This window comes from Xanthomonas prunicola, assembly GCF_002846205.1.
GTDB classification, from domain to species: domain Bacteria; phylum Pseudomonadota; class Gammaproteobacteria; order Xanthomonadales; family Xanthomonadaceae; genus Xanthomonas; species Xanthomonas prunicola.
Map to the genome: position 1 here is coordinate 394347 of NZ_PHKV01000001.1, position 21709 is coordinate 416055.

The 21709-nt window shown below is 63.9% G+C and carries 18 protein-coding genes; 4 read left to right on the top strand and 14 right to left on the bottom strand.

All coding sequences use genetic code 11. The features are described 5' to 3' along the window. The first annotated feature begins 154 nt into the window (after positions 1–154). Both XpruCFBP8353_RS01870 and XpruCFBP8353_RS01875 read left to right on the top strand, forming a co-directional pair. A complete protein-coding gene (locus XpruCFBP8353_RS01870; protein ID WP_101361675.1) occupies positions 155–553 on the top strand; it encodes a hypothetical protein in 399 nt (132 codons plus the stop codon). 136 nt (positions 554–689) lie between these two features. Further along, positions 690–1694 carry an MBL fold metallo-hydrolase gene (locus XpruCFBP8353_RS01875; RefSeq protein WP_101361676.1) on the top strand — a complete coding sequence of 335 codons (1005 nt, stop codon included), beginning with the start codon at positions 690–692 and terminating at the stop codon, positions 1692–1694. Positions 1695–1742: 48 nt separating this feature from the next. On the opposite strand, the gene XpruCFBP8353_RS01880 is transcribed toward XpruCFBP8353_RS01875, so the two are convergent. The 5 genes from XpruCFBP8353_RS01880 to XpruCFBP8353_RS01905 all read right to left on the bottom strand — a co-directional run bounded on the left by XpruCFBP8353_RS01880 (position 1743) and on the right by XpruCFBP8353_RS01905 (position 11646). Beyond that, positions 1743–3260 carry a tryptophan halogenase family protein gene (locus XpruCFBP8353_RS01880; protein WP_101361677.1) on the bottom strand — a complete coding sequence of 506 codons (1518 nt, stop codon included), beginning with the start codon at positions 3258–3260 and terminating at the stop codon, positions 1743–1745. A 40-nt stretch (positions 3261–3300) separates the two neighbouring features. Beyond that, on the bottom strand, positions 3301–4347 hold the full coding sequence (locus XpruCFBP8353_RS01885) for a cupin-like domain-containing protein (protein ID WP_101361678.1): 1047 nt from the start codon (positions 4345–4347) through the stop codon (positions 3301–3303). A gap of 10 nt (positions 4348–4357) precedes the next feature. Continuing rightward, positions 4358–5110 (bottom strand): SapC family protein, encoded by a 753-nt coding sequence (locus XpruCFBP8353_RS01890; protein ID WP_101361679.1) that lies wholly within the window; start codon positions 5108–5110, stop codon positions 4358–4360. A gap of 333 nt (positions 5111–5443) precedes the next feature. Beyond that, positions 5444–8602 carry a TonB-dependent receptor gene (locus tag XpruCFBP8353_RS01900; RefSeq protein WP_162300917.1) on the bottom strand — a complete coding sequence of 1053 codons (3159 nt, stop codon included), beginning with the start codon at positions 8600–8602 and terminating at the stop codon, positions 5444–5446. Between the two features lie 1052 nt (positions 8603–9654). Further along, the gene (locus XpruCFBP8353_RS01905; RefSeq protein ID WP_101361681.1) at positions 9655–11646 is read right to left on the bottom strand and encodes a M1 family metallopeptidase; all 1992 of its coding nucleotides are present in this window, start codon (positions 11644–11646) and stop codon (positions 9655–9657) included. A 326-nt stretch (positions 11647–11972) separates the two neighbouring features. On the opposite strand from XpruCFBP8353_RS01905, the gene XpruCFBP8353_RS01910 reads away from it, so the two are divergent. Continuing rightward, positions 11973–12782 carry a C1 family peptidase gene (locus XpruCFBP8353_RS01910; RefSeq protein ID WP_101361682.1) on the top strand — a complete coding sequence of 270 codons (810 nt, stop codon included), beginning with the start codon at positions 11973–11975 and terminating at the stop codon, positions 12780–12782. Positions 12783–13141: 359 nt separating this feature from the next. On the opposite strand, the gene soxR is transcribed toward XpruCFBP8353_RS01910, so the two are convergent. Further along, positions 13142–13582, bottom strand: coding sequence for a redox-sensitive transcriptional activator SoxR (soxR, locus tag XpruCFBP8353_RS01915; RefSeq protein WP_101361683.1), 441 nt, complete (start codon positions 13580–13582; stop codon positions 13142–13144). A gap of 98 nt (positions 13583–13680) precedes the next feature. On the opposite strand from soxR, the gene XpruCFBP8353_RS01920 reads away from it, so the two are divergent. Then, positions 13681–15054, top strand: a complete 1374-nt coding sequence (locus XpruCFBP8353_RS01920) for an MFS transporter (RefSeq protein WP_101361684.1) — start codon at positions 13681–13683, stop codon at positions 15052–15054. A gap of 568 nt (positions 15055–15622) precedes the next feature. Here the strand turns inward: XpruCFBP8353_RS01920 and XpruCFBP8353_RS01930 are convergent. The 8 genes from XpruCFBP8353_RS01930 to pdxH all read right to left on the bottom strand — a co-directional run bounded on the left by XpruCFBP8353_RS01930 (position 15623) and on the right by pdxH (position 21577). Beyond that, positions 15623–16789: a glutathionylspermidine synthase family protein gene (locus tag XpruCFBP8353_RS01930; protein WP_101361685.1), complete on the bottom strand. Its 1167-nt coding sequence runs from the start codon at positions 16787–16789 to the stop codon at positions 15623–15625. A 1-nt stretch (position 16790) separates the two neighbouring features. Beyond that, entirely contained in the window at positions 16791–17363 is a 573-nt protein-coding gene (locus tag XpruCFBP8353_RS01935) for a DUF1190 domain-containing protein (protein ID WP_101361686.1), read from the bottom strand. A gap of 12 nt (positions 17364–17375) precedes the next feature. Then, complete coding sequence (locus XpruCFBP8353_RS01940; RefSeq protein WP_101361687.1) at positions 17376–17780, bottom strand: DUF350 domain-containing protein; 405 nt, start codon at positions 17778–17780, stop codon at positions 17376–17378. 35 nt (positions 17781–17815) lie between these two features. After that, positions 17816–18493, bottom strand: coding sequence for a YjfK family protein (locus tag XpruCFBP8353_RS01945; RefSeq protein WP_162300918.1), 678 nt, complete (start codon positions 18491–18493; stop codon positions 17816–17818). Continuing rightward, positions 18490–19572 carry an ion channel gene (locus XpruCFBP8353_RS01950; protein ID WP_101361689.1) on the bottom strand — a complete coding sequence of 361 codons (1083 nt, stop codon included), beginning with the start codon at positions 19570–19572 and terminating at the stop codon, positions 18490–18492. Before XpruCFBP8353_RS01950 ends, XpruCFBP8353_RS01945 begins: the two co-directional genes overlap by 4 nt. 25 nt (positions 19573–19597) lie before the next feature. Further along, complete coding sequence (locus XpruCFBP8353_RS01955) at positions 19598–20368, bottom strand: PspA/IM30 family protein (protein WP_101361690.1); 771 nt, start codon at positions 20366–20368, stop codon at positions 19598–19600. Positions 20369–20380: 12 nt separating this feature from the next. Beyond that, the gene (locus tag XpruCFBP8353_RS01960) at positions 20381–20797 is read right to left on the bottom strand and encodes a YjfI family protein (protein ID WP_012445807.1); all 417 of its coding nucleotides are present in this window, start codon (positions 20795–20797) and stop codon (positions 20381–20383) included. Positions 20798–20977: 180 nt separating this feature from the next. Next, positions 20978–21577: a pyridoxamine 5'-phosphate oxidase gene (gene pdxH / locus XpruCFBP8353_RS01965; RefSeq protein WP_101361691.1), complete on the bottom strand. Its 600-nt coding sequence runs from the start codon at positions 21575–21577 to the stop codon at positions 20978–20980. Positions 21578–21709 lie beyond the last annotated feature (132 nt).

The following is a 21709-nucleotide window of genomic DNA, read 5'->3' on the forward strand; positions in this document are numbered from 1 at the left end:
ACCACTGGCCAGATCGAGGCCACCGCTGCCCGAGGTCCACATCATCGGGGCGAGGGTCGCCGTTGAATTCGCCCCGCTCCGCCCTGTGCAAACCTGGGCGGTACGAGGCGCGATGATGCAGACTTGTTGGCTCCCCTTCCACCAATCGCCGCTCATGGTTCGTATACGTACCGCACTGCTCGTCATCATGCTTGCTGCCATGGCGCTGCAGACCACCGCCCTGGCAGTTGGCAAGCAGGCCGATCGCGAGGACATCAAAGCCTACGCGCTGCAGCGCTGCCTGGACAACAACTACACGCGTAGCGGCAAGTACGCGCCCGACCAGTTGCGCGACCGCTCGTATCTGCTCACCACCTATGCGATGGATAACGCCAAGGCCGGCGCTACCGATCGCCTGCATCGTTTCGTCGACGCCAGTGCGGCGGGCTTCGACAAGAGCGAGGTTCCGATGAAGGACGAAGCGCGTCGCGGCCCGTTCAACCGCATCTTCGCGCAATGCATGGCGTTCTATCGTTCACCGGCGTTGAATCAATTCATTGCACGCGAATTCTGAGCTTGGCGGCATGAGCAGCGAAAAAATGGCGCCTGGACTGTTGTCTCCAATCGCTGCCAGCGACGCCTGCCGTACGGGGTATACAGCACGCAGAATTGCATCGGCATTCAGCACAGTCACATCGACAGGAGCCGCAATGACCGCATTCCAGCCATCCCGCTCCCGTCGCGCGCTGCTGCGCACTGCGTTAGCTGCCAGTGCGCTCACGGCGGTGGGGCAGCTCGGCGCCGCGCAATCGTCTACACGACAAGTGCTTTCCAAGCCCGAACCCGCGCCGCCAGCGCCTTTCCCGGCCAAGGGCAGCGTCCTGGTGCTGCTGGGCACCAAGGGTGGCCCGACGCCTTCGCGCTTGCGGGCAGCGGCCGCCAATGCGCTGGTGATCGACGGGCAGCCGTATCTCATCGATTGCGGCAACGGTGTGGCGCAGCAACTGGCCAAGGCCGGCATCCGCCTGCCCATGCTGCGCGATATCTTCCTGACCCATCACCACTCAGACCACAACGCCGATCTGCTCAACGTGGTCTGGCTGGCCTGGGCCAGCGGCCTGCAGACGCCCGTGCATCTGTATGGGCCACCCGGCATCGCCAGGATGGTGGATGCCTTCGTCGCGATGAATGCCATCGACATCGACGCGCGCATCCGTGAGGAAGGCCGCCCGCCGTTCAAAGCACTCATTCATGTGCACGAGTTCGACCAGCCTGGCATTGTGCTGAAAAACGATCAGGTCACCGTGACCGCCACCCTGGTGGACCATTACACGCTCAAGCCGGCGTTTGCGTACCGGTTCGACGCGCCTGACCGCAGCGTTGTGTTCTCCGGCGACACGCGCTACCTGCCGGCGCTGGCCGAGTTCGCGAAGAATAGCGACATCCTGGTGCATGAGGTGATGTATCTACCGGCACTGCAGAAGATGCTGCAGACCAACGACAACGCGCCCACGTTGCTGGACCATTTGCTCAAGAGCCATTCCACCAGCGAAGAGGTCGGCAAAATTGCGGCTGCGGCCAAGGCGAAGATGCTCGTGCTCAATCACTTCGTCCCCGGTGGCGATGCGTCCATCACCGACCCGATGTGGAGCGAAGGGGCGCGGAAGCATTACGCCGGCCCGATCGTGGTGGGCACGGATTTGATGCGGCTGTAGCGCAGGTACGCGTAGCACCTGCCCCCAACTGTCGCCAGGAGGCCGGCGCTAGGCGGGCACCGGGCTGCGCATCCCCCACACCTGTGCGCCCGCCTTGCAATAGCGCTCGATAAAGGCCTGTTGCGACGGCATCCGTTGCACCGCGTGCTGGATCGGTTGGGCGATACCATCGAGCAGGCGGCGCAGGTCGTGGTCGGAGAACGCGCGCGTGAGCGGGTGGTGTTGCTCGGGCGCAATGCCCTGCCCCATCAGCACGTGAGTCCAGGAATCGACACGGAACAATTCATCCGCGCCCTGCCACGCATGTGCGCGTTCGCGCCAGGCACGCAGGCGCAGCGCGAGCGATTCGGGCAGCTCCATCTGCCGGCACTGCTGCCATAGCGGTTCGTCGCGCTGGGTGGCGTGGTAGTGCAAGGTGACGAAGTCGCGCACGTGCTCCATTTCAGCGCGGCTGACGTCGTTGAACAGCTGCACCTGCGACGGCGCGATGCCTTCGGCCGGAAACAGTGCCAACAGCCGCACCACCGCAGAGATGGTGAGGTGGATGCTGGTGGATTCCAGCGGCTCGATAAAGCCGCTGGCCAGACCGAGCGAGACCACATTCTTGTTCCAGGCCTTGAGCCGGCGGCCGGTGCGGAACGGCACCATCCAGGGGTCCTTGACGGCAGGCGCGGCGACATCGCGCAGCAGTTTGGCATGCGCTTGGTCATCGGACAGATGCTTGCTCGAAAACACCAGGCCGTTGCCGACGCGATGCTGCAACGGAATATGCCAACGCCAGCCGGCTTCGTGCGCGATGGCACGGGTATACGGCACCGGCGGGCCGACGGCTTCGGTTTGCACCGCCACCGCGCGGTCGCACGGCAACCAATGGCTCCAGTCTTCGTAGCCGGTGTGCAGCGTCTGCTCGATCAGCAGACCGCGAAAGCCGCTGCAGTCGATGAACAAATCGCCTTCGATCACTTGCCCGTCTTCCAGCACCAGGCTGGCGACGTCGCCACTGTGCGGCTGCACGGTCACCTGCTGAATCTTGCCTTCCATACGCTTGACGCCGCAGGCCTCGCTGCGCGCACGCAGAAACTTGGCGTAGAGCGCTGCATCCAGGTGATAGGCGTAATTGACCGCAGGCTCGCCGTGCAGCGCAAAACGGTCCACGCGCGAGGCCACGGTTTCCAGGCAGTAATCTCCAAAGCTGCCCGGCATGCCGCGGCGTTGACTTTCCAGCCAAAGATGATGGAACGCGCACACCAGGGTGCTCTGCCCGGTGATGCCGAACGGATGGATGTAGCGCTCGCCCTGACGCCGCCAATGCTCGAACGAGATCGACAGCTTGAAGGTGCCGGCCACCGCACGTAGAAATTCCTGCTCGTCGATCTGCAGAAACCGGTGGAAGGTCCGGATGGGTGGCACGGTGGATTCGCCCACGCCCACAGTGCCGATCTGCTCCGACTCGACCAGGGTGATGTCCAGCAAATCGCGGAATTGATGCGAGAGCGCACAGGCAGCGATCCAGCCGGCCGTTCCACCACCGGCGATCACCACCTTGCGAATCTGAGCCTGAGTCACTGCGCGTTCCTGTCAGATGGGTTGAGAGCGGTGTTGCACATCAGCGGTTCAACTTGCCGATCAGCATGGCGCGCAACTGTCGTGCCAGCGTCGGATCGATCGGGCCCAGCGCATGTTGCGCCGATTCGGGCAGGTGTTCGCCGGCACGTTTGGCCGGGCCGAACACGTAGTAATCGAACAGCGCGCGCCACGCCTGCTTCTCCGCGGCGGGGCGGTCGCGAATGGCCCACAGCGCGTGGTAAAGCGCCGGCATCCCTGCAGGCAGTTGTGCCGGCGCGCTGCTCCACCAGTAATTGATCAGTACGTTGAACGGGTGCAGCGACTCGACGTGATGCCACCACATGCTGGGGATGAACAACGCATCGCCCGGTTCCAGCACCACGCTGCGTGCGTGTGGCAATGCATCGGCAAAACGCGCAAAGCGCTGCAGATCCGGGCGGGCGAAATCGACCATGCTCACTACCTGCCCGCCAGGCGTGGGATCGAGCGGGCCTGGGTAGAGATTGGCGACCTGCTCCGGCGGAAACAGCGTAAAGCGCCGTCGCCCCACTACGCAGCAGGCAAGATTATCCAGCGCATCGTAGTGACACGAGGCGATCACACGGTTGCCGATCCAGATGCTGGGCTGTACAAGGCTGCCGTTGGCAGCGACATCCAGGTCGTTGTCTGTGCGTAACCCAGGGAGGTTGGCATCCACCGGCAGCGAGGCCAGATAGTAGGTGGGCGGCTGCACATCATCGCGGTGTGCAGCGATGGCATCCAGCAGCGTGCTCAGGCTACCGCGCTGCACCTCGAAGTTGAGCGCGCTGCAATCGTCGCGATAGAACGGGCGGCTGCCGATATCCGGGCTGCCATAGGAATACTGCAAGGGGCGCCCGGTATCACGCGCACGCAACAGCGCCATGGCGTCCTCGGCGCTGCGCAGCCCGGCTTGCACCAGCGACCAATTGCGCGCGATGCCACGCAGCACCACCGGCTCGGCGGCGTCGCAAAGTTCGGCGAGCGGCAATGCGTCCGGGCCGCAATCGCTACGCTCGGCGATGGCGGTGCTTGTGGCGGTAGATGGATCGGTGGCACGTGCGGCCATGCGCTCAGGCCTACGCGGCAGCGGCGTCGCTGGGCGACTGCTGTAGGCGGCGCTGCTTCTCGGCCATCAGCCGGCGCACATTGTGCAGCGATGCCAACATCAGGAAGGCACCTTCCAGATAGCCGGCCTGATGCAATTGATGCAGTGCTTGTGCATCCAGTGCCGCAAGCCGTTCGCGGTCGATGGCGAACAACCCCTGCAACTGCGTGGCGTGGCTGGCATCCAGCGCGACGTCCAGGCGCACCGGCTGGATCAAGCCCAGCGCGTCGAAGGCAGCCGCCATCGCTTGCCCTGCGTCCACGCCCTCGCGGATACCGCGCAGCACACCAATGATGTGCTCCAGATATGGGCTGTGCCCGCCTTGCGGCAGAAACACCGCCTCGCCCTCGTTACGGCTGACGCGCGGATGCTCCAGGTCCACATGGATCACCGGCTCCTGCACCAGGGTGCCGTCGATGTTCTGCTCCTGGAAACCGATCAAGAACGGACCCTTGGCCACGATGCCGGGCAGATAGCTGGCATTCCAGCGCCCGTCCTGCAGAAACAGGTTCTCGTCCTGTGCAAAGCCCAGTAGCGCCACGGACTGGTAACCACTCCCGGCCGGATCCTGCCGGAAGAACAGCGGGTACTCGCGCTGCAGCTCGGCGTATTCGGTGACGAAAGCCGGCACCACGCCGACCGCATCGCCGAATTCCGCGCCAAAGCGCAGGATCACGCGCAAGTCGTGATGCGCCACGTTGTTGAGCACTGCGTATCGCGTCATCTAGAACTCCAGCAGCCGTCCGTCGCGCAGGGCTGCAGTCATGAAGGGATTCGGTCGCACGCATTCCCCGCGCGCATGGCGATACTGAGCATTGCCAAAAATGTGTGCGCCGGCAAGCCGCAGGGCAGCAATGCGCTGCGTCACTGCGAACGCAAGCGCGCAGGTCGCGGGTGCACACCGCAAGGGTGACTGCGCAGGCACAGACAGAAGACCGTGCCACGCCCCTACACGGCTGCGTATCGCAAGCGAGCAGCGGCGCCGCAACCGGTTGCGGCCGCAATCACACGATGGCGGCCGCAGCGGCTACAGCTTAAAACGCCTCGGCGTGACGACTCAGAACGCGTACCGCACGCCCAGAGTGTAACGCGGCTGCTGGTCGATCAAGCGGATGATCTGCTTCTCCGAGCGGCCATGCCAGCGCACGTCTTCACCGGTCAGGTTGATCGCCTCAAAGCCCACTGACAGCTGCTTGTTGAATGCGTAGCTGACGCTGAGGTCGAACTGCTGATAGGGCTCAACGTAGTACGGGTTGCGGTTGGCGTTGTCCTGGTTGGCCGCGATCAGGTATTCGTCACGCCAGTTCCAGGCCAGGCGTGCGCTCCAGCCATATTTTTCGTACATCAGCATGACGTTGGCGGTGTCGCTCAGGCCGAGCAGCGCGAACTGATCGCGGTCGATCACGGTGTTATCGAACGCCACATCCCCTTCCACGATGGTGTAGTTGGCGTAGATGCCGAAACCGGTGCTACCGAAGAAGTACTGGCCACCCAGTTCCCAGCCGTGGATGTTGGCCTTGTTCTGGTTAATTGGCCGGGACACGTCGAACTGATACAGGGGGTCGGAGGCATTGCCGGCGATATCGTAGGCGTTCTCCAGCGCCAGGCTCTGCGCCGAACTGCCGTTATAGGCGTTCAGCCCGCCGGTAGCAGCCGCATTGCGCAGCAGGGCCATTGCCGCGAACAGCGAGGTGTCGTTGGCCGAACATGCACCCGCGACATCGTTGCCGGCTGCGCCCACCTGCGCGGCACAGGCACCGCTTTGCAGGAACGCCAGTGCAGCCTGGGCATCCGGCCCCGAGGTGGGATCGGTCAGTCCGTACAGCGATTCACGCGTGACGGTATTGCCGATGAAATTGCTCACGCGCTTGTTCCAGAACGTCGCTGACACATAGCTGGCGTCAGCGAAATACCACTCCAGCGCCAGATCGAGGTTATCCGATTCCAACGGATCGAGTGTGGGCGTCTGCGAGTCGCCACCTGCGCGGTTGGACGGGTTGATCAGGATCGAGCCGTTAGGAGTATTGGGCGTGGGGCCTGCGATGAGATTGTTATACGGCGCACGCGCAATGGTCTGACCGAACGAGGCACGACCTTTCAGCTGATCGGTGAAATCGATGCTGAAGTCCATGTTGGGAAGGATGTAGTTGTAGCTGGTCTTCTCGCTGAAAGGCTGCTGGTCGGTGGAACGGATCAACTGGAAATCGTTGTTGGAGAGCCACAGCAGCGCGGTAGGCGTGGCCACCTGTGAGGTGGACTCCACGTCGGTGCGCTCATAGCGCAGACCCAGACGCGTATTGGTGGTCATCCCGGCGATGGCACCGGCAATTTCCAATTGCACGTAGGCCGCGCGGGTCTTTTCCTCCACCCGGTTGTCGGCGGTGTATTGCGGGTTGTAGCGCGTGGTCGCGCCGTACTGGCTTCCGCCCCACAGGGCCAGCTGATCGGCATCGCCACGCCATGCACTGGACGCCGCGCCGCTGGGGTTGAAATCCTTGAACATGCCGGTGATGCTCACCGGCTGCAGCAGTGCGACCATTCCCGGTTCGTTGCCCGCATTGGCCACGCCCCAATCGCCCAGCGGCGAGTTGGTCTCGCTGACACGGCGTTGCATGGTGGTGTTGGTCGAGCTCACGCCAAACTGGAAGCGCCCGTCGTCAAAGTCGAACTTGCCGTCCAGGCGTCCTTCCTTGGTTTCGGTCACCTGCTTCTGATAGAAAATGCGCAGCACCTGCGAGCCGAGCTCGGCAGGCGTGAAAGCGGGATTGACCACGCCATTGGTGTTTGCCAGCGAATCGGCTGCGGTGGGATACCAGGTGCGTGCGCCGATCGGCAGAGAATTGTTGAACCACAGTTCCTGTCCCCATTGGCCGCCGCAGTAAGGTCCATTGGTGCAGTTGTTGGTGCCGGCGAAGCTGAAGTAGGTCGCGCTGCCGCCCGTCGTCGGGTCATTGGGCAGGCTTTGCGTCTTCGAATTGTGCGCATCGAAGCTCAACTGGAAGCGATCGCTCACTTGCCAATCCGCATTGAAGCCCAGCGAGCCGAGTTTGTACTTCTGCTCGTTGCGCTGTTGCTCCATGCCGAAGTCCTTGGCGCCGTTGGGCACATCGCGCAGATAGACCGGCGTGGCCACGGCCTGGCCGGTATCGAAGGTCAGATCGGTAAAGCTGTTGGCACGCTGCAACCAGATGCCCTGCTCGCCGCGCTCTTCACGAATTTCGTTGGCCGAATAGGTGTAGTCGAGGGTCAGGGTCAAGCTATCGGTGGGCGCGAACTGCATCACCGCCTGGCCGTTCATGCGCTCGCGTTGGAAATCGGCGAATGCGTAGCGCAGATCGTTGGGCATGCCGTACAGCTGGCCGATCGCCGGTGCATTGGTCACCACCGCGTCCGGGCGCAGCGCCGGGTCGGTGCCGGTCCAGCGCTGGATATTCCAGGTGTTTTCGGTGGCCTGCACCGAACCGCCGTGGCGCTTCTGGTAGCTGGCGCTCAAGCCGATACCAAAGGTCTTGTCCGGGTTGGTATAGCTGAAGATGCCCGACACTTCCGGGGTGAGCGAATCGCCGAAGGGTTCGGAACGGTCCGACACCATCTTGGCGCCGGCATTGGCCACCACGCCATCGTGATTGAACGGCTTGTCGGTCTGGATGTTGATCGTCGCACCGATGCCGCCGCTGGGCGCTGTCGCGCGGCTGGTCTTGAACACCTCGATGCCGGTGATGGCTTCGGAAGCGAGCTGAGCGAAGTTGAACGCGCGCGTGCCGACATCCACACCACCGATCGGTGTCTGGCCGGGCGCACCGAACGCGTCGGCACCGGGAATCAGACGACCATTGAGGGTGACGGTATTGAACTGCGGCCCGAAGCCGCGTGCCGTGACCTGCGCACCTTCGCCATCGCGGCGCTCGATGGAAATACCGGTGATGCGCTGTAGCGATTCGGCCAGGTTGGTGTCCGGAAACTTGCCGATGTCCTCGGCGCTGATCGCATCCACCACGCCGGCGGCATCGCGCTTGATGCCCATCGATTGGTTGAGGCTGTTGCGGATACCGGTCACGTTGACGGCATCCAGGGTGGTCGCAGAATCGCTGCTGGACTGCGGCGCTGGCGCAGGCGGCGGAGCGACATCCTGCGCAAACGCGGGATTGATGACCAACAGGCCGCCAACGAAGGTGAACATGGCCTTCGACTTGAAGCTGTTCAACGTACGACGCATCGATGTGTCCTCGGGAGTGGAGTCCAAACGCCAACGGCCGATATCGCGAAATGCGAGACGGCGGAATCAGGGCCACCGGCCAATGAGCCATGGTGACCGCTACTGCACCTACTGGAGCCACTAGTCAAACGCGGATGCGGCTGCCACGCAGGCGCAGCGGGCGCCTGGATCGGACGTGCGCTATTGGCACGCCTGCCGCTACGCCGCACCACATCACCACTCGACAACCGCTCTCTACGTTGTTTCAGCTGCCCTTCGCTCTATCCCCTAGCGCGCAAGCCGCCGATCGCCCCTTCGATCGTTGACCTGCGATATGCATGCGCTTCTACCCAGCGCAGCAATGACAACGCTCTGCCCTTGCTGCGTTTGTGACGAGTGTTTTGCCCGGCTTGTCAGCCAGTGATAGCGCTAACATGCCGCGCAGACTAGTCAGGGCACAAAGCGCTTGTCACCGTGCGTTGCAGCATAGTGATGGGTGTGCATCGTTACAGCCGATACGGCAGTCGCTTGAGCCCGCATGCAGTTGTCAACGCTGGCGGGGCTGTAAGCGTTATCAAGGCATTACGCAAAAACCGGCAAGCCGCGCGGCGAAATTTGCACAATGAAATTGTCGGGATGGGGCCTGATAGGGTGATTGCGCAAACCCACGAACGGCAGCCCCCGTCGCGCGGCTTGATTGCGATTGCCAGACTCGGCAATGCACCGTATGCAGCAGCAAGGTGCATGTGCCATGCCGCTTGCACGTTTGCGAACGTGTCAGTGCAGCAGCAGGGATCTCGCACGCACTAAGACGGCGCAACCTTCGCAATCGATTGCGCCGTCATTGGAGCGGCAAACAAAAAAAGTCGTCAGTCGTCGACGGGCGGACAGCGACAGTGCGCAAGAGCCTCAGCGGATGAGTGCTTCCTAGTGAAGCGAGGCAGCGGCTGCGCTCGTCTGGCGGTAAACGCAGGCGTTTCCTATCTGCCCTCTTCGTCGTCGCCGCAGTGGGCCGCTGATGCGACCGCGCCTGCGGCCGCGTCAGCGTCAGCGTGCATGTCCTGTCGTCACGCTCAGCCGGTCACGTCCACGCGCGCATCGCTGCGGTCGGCGTCTGGTAGCACATGGTCCGGATCCAGCGTCACGTGCAGCACTTTCTGCGTGGTCGGTAGGTTGACCGTGGGCGTGGCGGTCTGCAGCCAGGTTTCCACCGGCACGCGCCGGTCCAGATGGCTGCCATCGGCCAGATCCGCACGCAAGGTCACCGGCATCACCAGCTTTTGCCGGCTGCGCAGCGTGACTTGCACGCCCTTGGACGGGTCGTGGTCGACGTAATGCGCTTCGCTGATACCCATGTCCAGCTGCCAATTGTTGAGATACCAGCCGCGCCACCACCAGGACAGATCTTCGCCACTTTCGCTTTCCATCAGCCGGAAGAAATCCGACGGCGTGGGATGCTTGTAAGCCCAGGTGGCGATGTATTTGCGAAACGCAGGATCGAAGCGCGCCGGCCCCAGAATCTGCTCGCGCAACAGCACAAGTCCCAAGGCGCCCTTGAAGTAGGTCAGCGGATGGCGATAGGTCTCGCTGGTGGAATCGGCGTTGTCCATCAGCGTCGGTGCATGGGTATCGGCCAGCAGCGGCAGGATTTCGTCGACCGGGTTGCCGCCTTTCGGTGCGTATTCCGAATCGCGCTTGGGCGCGTATTCGCCCTTGTTGAACGCATCCGATGCATACACGTCGATAAAGGTGTTGAAACCTTCATCCATGAAGGCATGCCGGCGCTCGTTGGAGCCGACGATCATCGGGAACCAGGTGTGGCCGATTTCGTGCGCGGTGATCCAGAACAAGTCCTTGCCGCCGTCTTCGAAACCGTCGAAAACGATGCCCGGATATTCCATGCCTGCGCCATAGCCGCCCAGATTGATCGCTGCCGGCCACGGATACGGGTACCACTGCGAAAAATGTTCGATCGCGCCTTTGACGTATTCGGTGGAACGGTTCCACTTGTCTGCACCCACGCCTTCCACCGGGTAGACCGACATTGCCAGCGACTGCTTGCCGCCCGGCAGCCTGATGCGCGCCGCGTCCCACACAAACGCCGGCGATGCGGCAAAAGCGACATCACGGGTATGGTCCATGTGGAAGCGCCAGGTCTGTGTGCCCTTGCCCGCCGGCTTGCCCGCACGTGCAGTCACTTCGTCAGGCGTGCGGATCAGCACCGTGCGGTCGCTGTCGCGCGCCTGCTCCAGGCGTTGCTGCTCGGTGCGGCTGAGCACGTCCTGCGGGTTGGTCAGCGCGCCCGAGCCAGCGACCAGAAAGCCCTGCGGCACCGTGACGGCATAATCGAAATTGCCGTACTCCAGATAGAACTCCGATCCCAGATACGGTTGCGTGTCCCAGCCGCGCAGATCGTCGTACACCGCCATGCGCGGGTACCACTGCGCAATCTCGTAGATCTCGCCTTGCTTGCTGGCACTGACCGCAGTGCGGCCGCCCCACGTGCCGGGAATCGTGTAGCGGTAACGGATATGCAGGGTGAGGGCCTTGCCCTGCCCGGCCAGCGGCTGCGGCAGATCCACCCGCATCCGCGTGTCGTCGACAACGAAATGCGCTGGCTGGCGGTGCCCACCTTGATCGATCTCGACACTGGCGATCTGCATGCCATCGGTGAACTCTTTGCGCTTGAGCGGCCGGCTGGCGGCAGCGCGGGCATCGACACGGTAGATGTTCTGGTCCAGCTGCAGCCACAGCACGTCCAGCGTGTCGGGGCTGTGGTTGGTGTAGGCGATGGCGGCCTCGCCGCTGAGCGTGTGCGTCGTCGGGTCGATACTGGCGCGAAGGTCGTAATCGGCGCGGTTCTGCCAGTACAGCGGACCGGGCACGCCACTGCCGCTGCGGTAGGCGGTGGGCGCGTCGGGCAGCTGCAGCGGGGCGAACAAGGCCAGCGGATCGAAGCTGCTGGCCGAGCCGGATGCATTAATGACAGCCGCGGCAGACGCCTGCGCGGACAGACAGACCAGCGACAGGGTGACGGCGAGCGAGCGGCGCATGAAGGGGAACATACCGGATCCTGCGACATGGGGAACGCCCATTCTACGGGCGCCCCCCCCCGCAATGGCACTGCCATTGGTCCCGGTCGGCCTCGGCACCGGTGCTGCGCTTGACGGCAGCTGCAACACCCCGCGTGACACGCCCTGGCCGGCCAGACATCGCTTCTTGCCAACGTCGGCACTGCCCGTATCGCTCCGCGCACATCGCCCGAGCGCGAAGCCACACTGGGGAGGCGCATTGTCGCTTCGCTCCTGACGACATCCCCCGGCAACATCGATCTCGGTGACGCCGGACTACATGCTATTCGTTACGCTCATACCGTCTTAGCGAAGTTCTGATGACCGAAAAAAGTGCAACGACCAAGCCGACCGACACTGCCGCGTCCCGGCCCCATTCCACGCGCAACTACGGCTGGAAACCCGATCTGCCCGACCACCGTGACCTGTCCTACACCACGCCGCAGGCTCAATCTTCCCTGCCGCCGCACGTGGACCTGCGTGCGACCTGCTCGGCGGTCGAAGACCAGGGCGATCTCGGTAGTTGCACGGCCAACGCGCTGGTCGGAGCGCTCGAGTTCCTCGAACGCAAGGATGGCCTGACGCTGACCGATCTGAGCCGGCTGTTCGTCTATTACAACGAACGGGTCCTCACTGGCACCGTCGCGCAGGATTCCGGCAGCGAGCTGCGCACCGGCATCAAGACGCTTGCCCACCAGGGCGTCTGCGCCGAAGCCCTGTGCCCTTACGACATCAGCCGCTTCACCCAGAGGCCCAAGCCGGAAGCCTACACACAGGCCAAGCACCATTGCATTACCGCCTATATGCGCCTGCGCACGCTCGGCGACATGCAGGCCTGTCTGGCCGACGGCTATCCGTTCGTCTTCGGTTTCAGCGTCTACGAATCCTTCGAATCGGACGAGGTCGCCAAGACCGGCGTGGTGGAGCTTCCCGGGCCACACGAAAAACTGGTCGGCGGCCACGCAGTGCTGGCCGTGGGCTATGACAATGCCTCGCACCGGCTGATCGTACGCAACTCCTGGGGCACCAAGTGGGGCCAGCAGGGCTACTTCACGATGCCCTACGCCTACGTGACCAACCGCGACCTCTCGGACGATCTGTGGACCATCCGCCGCGGCGCCGGACTCTAGACGTGTGATGCCACACCTCATGCTATACAGCGTGAGGTGTCTATCGAGGCGCGCAGGCTTGGTGTCCGCCAAGCCTGCGCCGTACAGCCCTCCCGCATACCGCTGACGGCCAACGCGTCTGGCCTGCGGATGCGCCACACGCGGCAGGCGTCATTGCATCGGGGTGTTCCCGTCTGGGGGCCATCGTCACCATCGCGGCACTGCCACCGACGAACAGCTTGCGCTCTTGCTGGGTCAATCCGGCGATCCTGCGGTGGCGACTGCAGTCGCTGTCTTTGGCAACCGATTGGCAACCGAAGCGCCCTTACTGCGGGTCGCCCGCGCCTGCCCGGGTTGAACAACCCGATGAGAGACCGCCGTCAGCCTGCGCCGCGGCGTGGCCACGCGCCGACGCTGCCATCGGCCAGCACGTCGTCCGGATTGCTTAGCCGGCAGCGGCGCAGCGACAGACAGCCGCAACCGATGCAGTCGGTGAGCTGGTCGCGCAAGGCCTGCAGTTCGTTGATGCGCGCGTCCAATTGGTACCGCCAGCGCGCCGACATGCGCGCCCATTCCGCACGCGTGGGCGTACCTTGCTCAGGCAATACAGAGAAGGCATCGAGCACCTGCTGCAACGGCACACCGAGCCGCTGCGCCACGCGAATCACCGCAATCCGCCGCAGCACATCGCGTCCGTAACGGCGCTGGTTGCCGGCGGTGCGCAGGCTACTGATCAAGCCTTTGCGCTCGTAAAAGTGCAGCGCCGACACCGCCACGCCACTGCGCTTGGCCACCTCGCCCACGGACAACTCACGCTGCATTGCCTTGACCTCAACCTAGGTTGAGGCAGGATGCTGCGCGGCCATCACCGGTGCAAGCACCTGTGTCATGGCTCTACACACTTTTCCCCGGATGTTCGATGCCCACCGAGATACCGATCACTGCCACAAGCCTGCCCATCGAAACGCAGCCCACCTCCATCCTGGCCGCGCCTTACCGCGCGGCAACGCTGGGCATGGTGGCGCTGGTGTCGCTCAACGCCTTCGAGTCGCTGGCAGTTGCTGCCGCGATGCCGACGGTGGCGCGCGAATTGAACGGACTGCCGCTGTATGCGTTGGCATTCGGCGGCACCCTGGCCACCAGCGTGATCGGTATGACCGCAGCCGGGCGCTGGAGCGACCGCCGCGGCCCCGGCGGTGCATTGGCTGCCGGCTTGCTGTGCTTTGTGATCGGCCTGCTGGTTGCCGGCCTGGCAACGAGCATGCCGTTGCTCATCGTCGGGCGTTTGCTGCAGGGGCTGGGTGCCGGCGCGTATTCGGTGGCGTTGTACGTCATCGTCGGACGGCTGTATCCGGAAGGCTTGCGCCCGCGCGTATTTGCCGCGTTTTCGGCCGGCTGGGTGGTGCCCTCGTTGATCGGGCCAGGCATCAGTGGATGGATCGTGCAACATGCGGGTTGGCGCTGGGTGTTCCTCTCGGTGCCGCTACTGGCGATTCCAGCTGGATTGCTACTGTGGCCGGCGCTGCGCGGGCGGATCTGGACAAGCGAGGTTTCCGACGCGCCAACTGCATCGTTGGGCTGGGCCGTTGGCGCGGCGCTGGGCGTGCTTGGTGTGTATCTGGGCGGGCAACTGCACGGCATGCTGGTGCCGGCCGCGATGCTGCCGGCGCTGCTGCTCGCGGTGTATTGCGCCTGGCATCTGCTGCCGGTCGGCACGTTGCGGCTTGCGCGCGGGTTGCCCAGCGTGATCGCGCTACGTGGCACTGCTGCCGCTGCATTCTTCGGCTTTGAGGCCTTTTTACCGCTACTGCTGTCGCGCGAGCGCGGGCTCTCGCCGCTGCTGGCAGGTGTGGCGCTGAGTGTGGGCGCATTGGGCTGGTTCAGTGGCTCGTGGTACCAGGGCCACAGCCGTGCCGGTTGGTCGCGCCCCCGCCTGCTCAAGACCGGGGCGCTGCTGATGACGCTAGGTATCGCGATCAGTGCAGGCGCGGTGTGGCCAGCGATTCCTGTGCCGTCGGCAATCGCCGGCTGGGCACTGACCGGCCTGGGCATGGGCCTGCTGTATCCCAGCCTGTCGGTGGTAACGCTGTCGCTGTCGCCACCAGCGCAGCAAGGCACCAACAGTTCTGCTTTGCAATTGAGCGAAGCCATTGCGGTGGCGGCCATGCTGGCACTGGCCGGCGCAGTGTTCGCCGCGCTGCTGACATCGGCAACCACCGCCGCCTACCTGAGCGTGTTCGCGTTGGCGTGGCTGCTGGCGGTGGTGAGTTTTTTCTTGGCGCGACGCATTTAATCGCTGCTGCGGCGGCGAGCGCGGGCATCGAAGTGACGCAGTACGGAGGGTGCTGACATAGCCTGGTCGGTCGATTGCATCAGGCCAATGGCGTGCTTGGCGCGTCCGCTCGGCACGAATGATGCGACCTCCACACTCACTAGCGAGTCCAGACATCGCGCACGACTCGCCTACATGTCGCAGCGATGCCTGCGCCGAGCACCTTGCCGATCCTGCCGGGATCGCGTTGACCACTAACGAAAAAGGTCTCCTGCAACCGATTGGTCATTTTTTCGCCACCCATCTTGACAGCGTTGCAGGCCGGGGCCTGCGCGCACTTGTCCACAGCCTTGTGCAACGTCCATCCACAGGGGGTGTGGAAAAGATGCGTCGCCTTGCATGCGCCGCAGGCCTTGCGCGCCGCTGGCGACTGTGTCACGTGCGACAGGCAGATCCATCGCGACGGCCTAGTGGCTGCCGACAACACGCTGGGCGTCCTCCCTGACGCAGTATCCAGATTGACGCAGAGACGCTTGGGTCCCGCGCGTACATCGCCACTTCGCAGCGGCGATGTACGCGCAACTGCGCATCAATCGGTGATGACGTGCGGCACGAAGCGCGAGGTGTCGCGAGTGATCGGGCCATCGTCGTCGCGCATGCCCAATCCGGCGGGACGATCAGCGACAACCCAGCTCCCCACCAGCGCATGGCGCCCGTCGAACACCGGCAGCGGATGATGCGCTTGCAAGATGGCCGCCCCATCCACATACGGGCCATCGGTGTGTGCGGCCTCGCCTTGCGCAGTGACCAGCGCGATGTTGGCTCCCTCGCGCGACAGCAGCGGCTTGCGGACCCAGCCTGCAGTCGGTGCTTCACCGGCTTGCGCAAAGCGGGCGGGCAGCAGATTCGGGTGGCCCTGATGGCGGTCCCACAGCAGCGGCAGGATGCCTTTATTGCTCAATACCGATTTCCAGGCTGGCTCGATCAGGCGCACCCGGTCGGCGATCAATGCCGGCCCGAAGCGTTCTTCCATCATGAATTCCAGCGGATACAGCTTGAATAGCGTGTGGATCACCCGATCCTGCTCATCGGTGAACCAGCCTTCCGCACTCAGGCCGATGTCTTCGATGGCGACTTCTTCGGTGCTGATGCCCACCTGATGCGCACAGTCGCGCAGGTAACGCACGGTGGCGCGATCTTCCAGCGAGTCGCGCACTGCTGCAAAATGCATCTGCGCGCCGATCGCGCCATCCACCGCCAGCGCGCCCAACGTTTCGCACAGCAGATCCTGGATCAGGTTGTACTGATCGGTGCCCTTGGGCAGCGCACCGCTGGCGATCTGCTGTTCCAGCCACAACCACTGGAAATATGCCGACTCGTAGAGCGAGGTCGGGGTGTCGTAATTGAGTTCGTACAACTTGGCCGGGCCGTCGCCCGAATACGCCAGGTCCATGCGGCCATACAGATGCGGGTCGCGCTCTTTCCACGAGTTGGCGATCCAGTCCCAGTAGAACGGCGGAATGGCCAGCTGCGTCATCAACGCTTCCGAGCCCACCACCTCGTCCACCAGCTGCATCGCCATGTCGTGCAACTCTTGCGTAGGCGCTTCGATGTCGTCTTCGATCTGCCGCAGCGAAAACGCGTAGTACGCGCTTTCATCCCAATACGGCTCGCCGTCGATGGTGTGAAAGTGAAAACCCAGCGATTCGGCCTGCGTGCGCCAGTCCGGGCGTTCGGGGATCAGGATGCGTTGCATGTCAGCCGCCGAAGCCCGAGCTGCGCCCGCCGCTGCCGAATGAACTACGTGCCGCTGCGCTGGAGCCGAAGCCCGAACGCGACACGGTGATGGCGCGCGTAGGCATGTCGATACTGCCGCTGCGACCGCGCACCGTACCGATGCGACTGCTGGCCAGATCGCCATTGGGCTTGTAGTAACCGCCGCTGCGATAGTCGCGATACAGCGGGATCGAGCCGCCATAGCGGTAGCCGCCGCCGCTCATATTGCCCAACGCATAGCCCAGCAAGAACCCGCCCATCGGCGGGATCCAGCTCTGCTGCCCTTGCGGATTGGTGATCGCCGTGCAGCTGCCGAACTGCGCATCGCACTCGTAGCGCGTGGTGAAGCGCGGCGCGGCCTGCTGATGCTTGGCCACCGCCTCGTCGTAGGCCTTGAGGCATTGCTGGATGTCGGTTTGTTCCTTCTTGATCTGGTAACAGTCCGAGGCCGACTGCAGCACCACACCGGTCTCCGGCTCCGAGCCGCAGCCCGTGACGAAGGCGGCCGGCAGCGCGGCCATCAAGGTGAGTTTGAGATTGCGTGATCGCTTCATGCCTGCGCTCCGTTACGGCGTGATCGCCGCGGCGTTGATCAACCCGACCGCGATCGACACGCCGGCCGAAAAAATACCGGCAGCGGTGACGTTGTCGGTGATCTGCCGCGAGATGCGCCCGGCCACCAGATTGGCCAGCAGATACGCCACCACCTGGATACCGCAGGCCACCAGGCCCCAGATCAGCGCGTCGACCAGGCTCACCGAATGGGTAATGGCCGAATGCAGCGGCAGCGCCACACCGATCAAATTGCCGGCCAGCGCGGTGGCCGCGGCCATATTGCCCTGCCGCAGCAAGGTGAAGTCCTTGTGCGGGGTGACCAGGGTCACCAGCACCACCGAGACGATCAACACACCCAGGCCGGTGCCGAAGTAGGAAAGAAACGCGAGAAAACTCTGCAGGTTGATCGGGTTCATGACAGGACCAAGGTGGGTGGAAGACAAGCGCGCGCTCAGGTGATATCAAGATCGGCGACGGTGACATCGATACCGACCGCATAGGTGACGCAGAATTCGTTGGGGCCGGAATCCTCGCCGGTCACCAGCAAAAATTCTTCTCGCTGCAGCTCCGGCACGTCGCGGCTGTAGAGCATGGCGTAATGGGTCAGATCGCCATCGCGGCGCGGTGGCTGGTAGCGGTACAACACTTCGTCGTAGGCGATCGGCGGAATCCGCGACGCGTCATCGGTGGATTGCGTGGCGCGCTGCCACTGCTTGCCCGCGTACTCTATCTGCGCCGCACCAAGGTGCGGATGCTGCATCACAAACTCCTGAAACGCCTGCTTGCTGGGCGGATTCACCGTCTCGCAATAGACGAACGCCTTCATCGCTTCCAGATCGCCGCCCACGGTGGTGACCTGCAAAAACGCATCGTCGTCAAGGTAGAACCGATGCAGCGCATAACCATCGCCCAGATTGACATGGCCGTAGCACGGAATGCCCTGATGCCCGCCCGGCAACTCGGCGGTCATGGCCTCGGGCGCCATGCGGTACAGGGTGGTATCAATTTCCACCTGGCCACCGACACGCAGCCCCAGCGGCAGCGTGTGACCAATCGCGCCACTACCGGAAGTGGGCAGCAGCGGCGGTTGCGGTTGACCGAACAATTTGCTGAAAAAACTCATCGTCATACACCTTGTGGCGATGTGGAAATGGGGGACGCCTCGCTGCGCATGGCCTGCCAGGCGACGGCGTGTGCCGGCACGCGCTGCTCGGCCAGGTAATACAGCATGGCACCGGCGGCGACAGCGGTGCGTGCTGGCGGGTTCAAGCGCAATGCGCCATCAGGTGCGCGCAGACCCAGCAGCAATGCGCCGCGCTGGCTGAAATCGGCCGCAAGTCGGCTGTAATCCAGTGGTTGGACATTCGCGGGGACAGCAAGACTGAACTGGGTGGGGCCATCGTCTACCGATAGCAGCTCGGCGGTGATCGCCGCGCTGCCCGGATCCTGCGCCGCACGCGCCAGGATCTCGGCGGTCATCGGGCGCGTGCATTCGATGGCCGGATAATGGCAATTGACCAAGCGCGCGGCGCTGGCCGAATCGAAGTGCGCCACGATATGCGCGGCCGGCGCATGCGCCATCAACGCGAACACCGCTGCCAGCGTTTGATCGTCGGAGGGCGGGTTGACGATCACCCGTGCCGCGCCGGCAATGCCGGCACGCAGGTACACCTCGGTATGCGTGTACGACTCGGCGGCGATGAAGCGCATGTGGTCGGGCATCGGGTTTTCCGCCACGCCTTCGGCGATCAGCACCACGCCTTCGTCGTCGGTGGCGGTGTCGGACAGCAACAGCTCCAGCAAGCGTGTGGACGCGGCGCCCTGCCAGCCGATCAGGATGGTGTGCCCGCGCAGATCGGCGTAAGCCATCTTGCCCATGTGGTGGCGCCTCCAGAAGGTGATGAGCACGCCGCTGGTCTTGGCCAGCACCGTGGCGAACAGCGCCACCGCGCCCGGCATCAGCGCGAACGCGGCGATGTAGCGCCCGGCCACCGAACCCGGCGACAGGTCGCCGTAGCCGATGGTGGTGGCGGTGGTCACGTAGTAATACGGGAACGCGTCCAGGCCGACGAGCTTTTGCTCGCCGGCCCACAGCAACAACACCCAGCTCAGTCCCATGTGCGCCAGCAGTGCCAGCGTCACCATGCCCCAGCTGACGCGGCGCACGTGGCGCCGCACTAACCGCAACAGCTTTCCGACGATGATCATGGCGCGTCCTGTGCCGTGCGGCGGATCAGCTGTCGCTGCGCGGAACCTGCTGCACGTCGCGCACCTGGCCGATCAGCGGCGCGCTGCCGCTGGTGGTGTCGTGGCCGAGCTGGGCCGGCTTCTTGAAGCGTGCCAGCACTGCGGCGGCGTTGGATTCGCCTTCCATCAGGCCGGCCGCAGCCAGACGCCGATTGAGATCGCCATCGCCGGTGGACGATTCGAGTTCTTCGGCCGATTCGATGCGTGCCGAGGTTTCGGCCTGACGCGCCTTGATGCGCTCCAGCGATTCCAGCGCCGAGCCCATCTTGCTGCTGGCGCCGGAATGGCGCGCGGCAATGGCCGCCTGTGCCTTCTGCACCGCGTCGGTGGCCTTGACCGTATCGATCTGCTGACGCATGCCGCGCAGCTGGTTTTCGGTCTTCTGGATGGTGGCCTTGAGCGTTACCACCGACTGGTCCAGCGCGGTCTTGGATGTCTTGTCACCGGCATCCTCGCTTTCCAGCGCAGCCAGCTTGGCTGCCACATCGTGCGCCAATGCTTCATCGTTCTTGGCCAGCGCACCTTCGATGTAGCGCGTGTATTCGGCCATCTTGCCGGCGCGCGCGTCGATCTTCTGCTGGGCCAACTTGCTCTGCGCCATCAGCTTGGTGAGCTCTTCGCGCGAGCGCGTGAGCTGGGCGCCGGCATCGCGCATTTCCTGGTCCAGGATGCGCAGCGCATTGGCGTCAACCGCCTTCTGGCCGGTTTCGTGTGCGGTACCACGCAGCAACGTGATCAGCTTGGAAAAAATACTCATGACAACACGCCTTTAGGAAAAGAACGGCTTGAGAGATTCGGCGGCTTCCAACGTATTGGCCGCCAGGGTCTGGATTTCTTCGTCGATCTGGTCGAGCGTTGACGATGCCGACAGTTCGCCGAAGACCACGTAGCGGTCCTCGCCGTCGACCTGGACCAAGCCCAGATTGGACAGGGGGTTGAGCGGATTCAGGCGCAGGCAGGCGTCGTTGAAGGCGGCGCGGTCGTTGACGTGCTCGGCATGGGCCAGCAGCGTGGAGACAAAAACCTGTGAGCCGGAAGCGGCAACCTGGATCTGCATGTCGCCGTGGTCGGCCAGGGTGAGATTGATGGCCGGCTCCAGGCCGTCGATCAGTTCGACATGGATTGGGTGGCCACGGTAGCGCTCGGCCAGCAAGCCGTGCAATTCGACAGTGGTGTACTGCGTCATACGATGTCCTGTCCTGTGGTCATGCGGCGGTGGTGATGCAGCAAGAGTCCTGCAACGACCGGACATACTACAGACTGCCGATGACCGTCAGAAAGGGCCGAAGGTCAGCTGGCCGGGCGCGCGGCAGGCGAGGCAAACCGCCCGTTCAGCTGGCTCGCAGCCCGATGCCGGGCTGCGGACTCACGGATACAGCATCCGCTTGCTCCAATGGCTGGCCGCGTCGGCCTCGTAGCGCCAGCGCTCGTGCAGGCGGAACTTGGCGCCGTACCAGAACTCGAACGCCTGCGGCACCACCCGGAACCCGCCCCAGCCATCCGGACGCGGCACCTCGCGGCCCTCGAAGGTCGCCTCGACCTTGGCAATGGCCGCGTCGAACTCTTCACGCGAACCCAGCGTCTGCGACTGCAGCGAGGCCCACGCGCCGATCTGGCTCATGCGCGGGCGCGAGGCGAAGTACGCATCGGATTCGTCCGCGCTCACCAGCTGCACGCCGCCTTCGATACGCACCTGGATGCCGGCCTCACGCAGGCTGCGCCACAGGAACAGCAGCGCCGCTTGGGGGTGGGTCTGCAGGTCGCGGCCCTTTGCGCTGTCCAGATGGGTGTAGAACACGAACCCGCGCGCGTCGAAAGCCTTGAGCAACACGGTGCGCGCGCTCGGCCGACCATCGACGTTGGCGGTGGCCACGGTCATCGCGCTGGCCTCGGGTTCGGCGCTGTTCTGCGCCTCGGCATACAGCGCGGCGAAGGTGGCAAGAGCTTCTGCGTACAGATCGGTCATGACGGTGCGTGGCAGCCAGATGGATGCCTATTGTGGGCGCATCGCCCGCGCTTCGCCTATGTACCGCGATCGAATCGCCGGACCGTGACCCGATGCGTCTGGCCGAAGCGGAGAATTGACCCGCACCATCGG

Coding starts and splice junctions, on each gene's coding strand:
- XpruCFBP8353_RS01930 (WP_101361685.1), bottom strand. CDS start 16,789: ATGCAACGCATCCTGATCCCCGAACGCCCGGACTGGCGCACGCAGGCC.
- XpruCFBP8353_RS01905 (WP_101361681.1), bottom strand. CDS start 11,646: ATGTTCCCCTTCATGCGCCGCTCGCTCGCCGTCACCCTGTCGCTGGTC.
- pdxH (WP_101361691.1), bottom strand. CDS start 21,577: ATGACCGATCTGTACGCAGAAGCTCTTGCCACCTTCGCCGCGCTGTAT.
- XpruCFBP8353_RS01900 (WP_162300917.1), bottom strand. CDS start 8,602: ATGCGTCGTACGTTGAACAGCTTCAAGTCGAAGGCCATGTTCACCTTC.
- XpruCFBP8353_RS01875 (WP_101361676.1), top strand. CDS start 690: ATGACCGCATTCCAGCCATCCCGCTCCCGTCGCGCGCTGCTGCGCACT.
- XpruCFBP8353_RS01950 (WP_101361689.1), bottom strand. CDS start 19,572: ATGATCATCGTCGGAAAGCTGTTGCGGTTAGTGCGGCGCCACGTGCGC.
- XpruCFBP8353_RS01940 (WP_101361687.1), bottom strand. CDS start 17,780: ATGAACCCGATCAACCTGCAGAGTTTTCTCGCGTTTCTTTCCTACTTC.
- XpruCFBP8353_RS01890 (WP_101361679.1), bottom strand. CDS start 5,110: ATGACGCGATACGCAGTGCTCAACAACGTGGCGCATCACGACTTGCGC.
- XpruCFBP8353_RS01910 (WP_101361682.1), top strand. CDS start 11,973: ATGACCGAAAAAAGTGCAACGACCAAGCCGACCGACACTGCCGCGTCC.
- XpruCFBP8353_RS01945 (WP_162300918.1), bottom strand. CDS start 18,493: ATGACGATGAGTTTTTTCAGCAAATTGTTCGGTCAACCGCAACCGCCG.
- XpruCFBP8353_RS01960 (WP_012445807.1), bottom strand. CDS start 20,797: ATGACGCAGTACACCACTGTCGAATTGCACGGCTTGCTGGCCGAGCGC.
- XpruCFBP8353_RS01870 (WP_101361675.1), top strand. CDS start 155: ATGGTTCGTATACGTACCGCACTGCTCGTCATCATGCTTGCTGCCATG.
- XpruCFBP8353_RS01885 (WP_101361678.1), bottom strand. CDS start 4,347: ATGGCCGCACGTGCCACCGATCCATCTACCGCCACAAGCACCGCCATC.
- XpruCFBP8353_RS01920 (WP_101361684.1), top strand. CDS start 13,681: ATGCCCACCGAGATACCGATCACTGCCACAAGCCTGCCCATCGAAACG.
- XpruCFBP8353_RS01935 (WP_101361686.1), bottom strand. CDS start 17,363: ATGAAGCGATCACGCAATCTCAAACTCACCTTGATGGCCGCGCTGCCG.
- XpruCFBP8353_RS01955 (WP_101361690.1), bottom strand. CDS start 20,368: ATGAGTATTTTTTCCAAGCTGATCACGTTGCTGCGTGGTACCGCACAC.
- soxR (WP_101361683.1), bottom strand. CDS start 13,582: ATGCAGCGTGAGTTGTCCGTGGGCGAGGTGGCCAAGCGCAGTGGCGTG.